This is a genomic window from Spirillospora sp. NPDC047418 (assembly GCF_040643275.1).
In the GTDB taxonomy this organism is placed as follows: Bacteria; Actinomycetota; Actinomycetes; order Streptosporangiales; family Streptosporangiaceae; genus Spirillospora.
Genome location: NZ_JBEYTW010000195.1, coordinates 1 through 2,661 on the forward strand (window position 1 = coordinate 1; position 2,661 = coordinate 2,661).

Below are 2,661 nucleotides of genomic sequence, written 5' to 3' on the forward strand. Positions count from 1 at the left end.
GGTCAGCTGGATGTGGTGACCGAGCGGTTGGCCGATGCGTCGGGGCTGGCCGGGATGCTGCTGGTGGCGGGGGAGCCGCTGCACTGGCGGACGGTCGAGCGGGTTCGTGGGCTGGGGTTCACCGGGCCGGTGGTCAACGAGTACGGGCCGACCGAGGCGACCGTGGGCACCTGTGTGTTCCCGATCGATGGCCCCGGTGCCTGGGACGTCGTGCCGATCGGGTTGCCGCTGCCGAACATGGCCATGTACGTGCTGGACGCGACCATGCGCCCTGCCCCGCTGGGTGTGGTCGGTGAGCTGTACGTGGGTGGTGTGGGGGTGGCGCGGGGGTATGCGGGGCGTCCGGATCTGACCGCCGACCGGTTCGTGCCCGACCCGTTCGGGCCGCCCGGTGCGCGGCTGTATCGCACGGGTGATCTGGTGCGCCGGGCGCCGGACGGGAATGTGGGGTTCGTCGGGCGGGTCGATGACCAGGTCAAGATCCGGGGGTATCGGGTCGAGCCGGGTGAGGTCCGCGCGGTGCTGGCCGGGCATGAGGCCGTCCAGGACGCGGCCGTCGTCGCCGGCGATGAGCGGCTGGTGGGCTACTACACCGCCGTCCAGGACGTCCCCGACCTCGCCGGGTACTGCGCGCGGCACCTCCCGGACTACATGGTCCCGGCCGTCTTCGTCCGGCTGCAAGAAATCCCGCTCAACGCCAACGGCAAGCTCGACCGCACCGCGCTGCCCGACCCGGGCGAGGGCGGCACCGCCCGCTTCGCCGCGCCCCGGACGGTGACCGAGGCGCAGGTCGCCGAGGTCTGGGCGCAGGTGCTCGGCCTGGAGCGCGTCGGAGTCCACGACGCGTTCTTCGAGATCGGCGGCCATTCCATCAGGGCGGTCGCGCTGGTGGGCGCGCTGCGCGCCGCCGGGTTCGACGTCGCGGTCCGGGACGTCTTCGAGCATCGCACCGTCGCGGCGTTGTGCGAGTTCCTCACCGGCCGCCCCGCGCAGCCGGAGGTGGAGCGCGCGGTCGCCCCGTTCGAGCAGCTTTCCGGGGCGGACCGGGCGGCGCTCCCGGACGGCGTCGTCGACGCCTACCCGATGTCGCAGGTGCAGCTCGGAATGCTGGCCGAGATGCTCGCCGACAACGAGCTGCACGCCTACCACAACGTCTCCTCGTTCCGGATCCGCGACGACGCCCCGTTCGACCTGGACGCCTTCCGGCGGGCCGCCGCGCTCATCGCGGACCGCCACGAGATGCTGCGGACCTCCTTCGACCTGGACGGCTTCTCGGTGCCGATGCAATTCGTCCACGCCTCCGCCGAGATCGGTGTGACCGCGCACGAGGACGGCGACCTCCGCGACTTCGTGGCGGGGGAACGGGCGCGGCTGTTCGAGCTGGGCGAGGCCCCGCTGCTGCGGATGGCCGTCCACCGGGACGGCGACGCGTCCTGGTGGCTGACGGTGACCGTGTGCCACGCGATCACCGAGGGCTGGAGCCACCGGTCGATGCTGATGGAGCTCCTGGACGTCTACCGGCGGATCCGCGCGGGCGAGGAGCCCGAACCGGCCGAGCCTCCGGCGGTGCGGTACGCCGACTTCATCGCGGCGGAGCGCCGCTCCCTCGCGTCCGGCGACGACCGTGACTACTGGCGCGGCGTCCTCGACCGGCACGGGCGGCTCGCTCTGCCCGAGGCGTGGACGGGCGACAGGGCCGCGCCGCGCGAGAAGTACCGCGCCGGTGTGCCGCTGCGCGACCTCGAGGCCGGCCTGCGCGCGCTGGCGGCCCGGTCGCGGGCGTCGCTGAAGACCGTGCTGCTGTCGGCCCACCTGAAGGTGCTGAGCATGGTGACCGGCGAGGAGTCGTTCTTCACCGGCCTGGTCTGCAGCGCTCGCCCGGAGGCGCTCGGCGCCGACCGTGTGTACGGGATGTACCTCAACACGCTGCCGTTCGCGTACGAGCGCGGTGCCCGCACCTGGCGGGAACTCGTGGAGCGGACCTTCGCCCGCGAGGTCGAGGTCTGGCCGCGCCGCCGGTTCCCCATGCCCGAGATCCAGCGGCTGGCCGGCGGTGACCGGCTCGTCGACGTCCGGTTCAGCTACCAGGACTTCCATCAGGTCGACACCGAGGTCGTGGACGTCGAGTCCAGCCAGGGCGAAGGTGCCACGGAGTTCGCGCTGGCGGTCGCGGCCGTCTCCGGATACCTCGTCCTCACGACGGACACCCACGCCCTGAGCCGCGCGAACGCCGACCGGCTCGTGGCCATGTACCGGGCGGTCCTGGAGTCGATGGCCGCTGACCCGGACGGCGACGCCCAGGCCGTCTACCTGCCTGAAGGGGAACGCGAACTGCTGGTGTCGGGTTGGAACCGGACGTCGGCGGCGGTGCCGCCGGTGTCGGTGTGCGGGTTGTTCGAGGAGCAGGTGTCGAGGACGCCGCACGCGGCCGCCGTCGTCTGGGACGAAGGTTGCCTCACTTATGCGGAGTTGGATGGGCGGGCGAATCGTTTCGCGCGTCATCTCCAGGGCTTGGGTGTGGGGCCGGAGTCGGCGGTGGGTGTGCAGCTCGATCGTGGCCCGGATCTGGTGGCGGTGTTGCTGGGTGTGTGGAAGGCGGGCGCGGCCTACGTTCCGCTGGACCCGTCCTACCCGGCCGAGCGGGTGTCGGCGATGCTGGCC

At 72.3% G+C, this 2,661-nt stretch carries 1 protein-coding gene; it reads left to right on the forward strand.

Going from position 1 to position 2,661, the window contains the following annotated elements; translation table 11 throughout:
- Positions 1-15 precede the first annotated feature (15 nt).
- A partial coding sequence (locus tag ABZ806_RS44965) for a condensation domain-containing protein (RefSeq protein ID WP_500226111.1) occupies positions 16-2,661 on the forward strand: 2,646 nt, incomplete at its 3' end.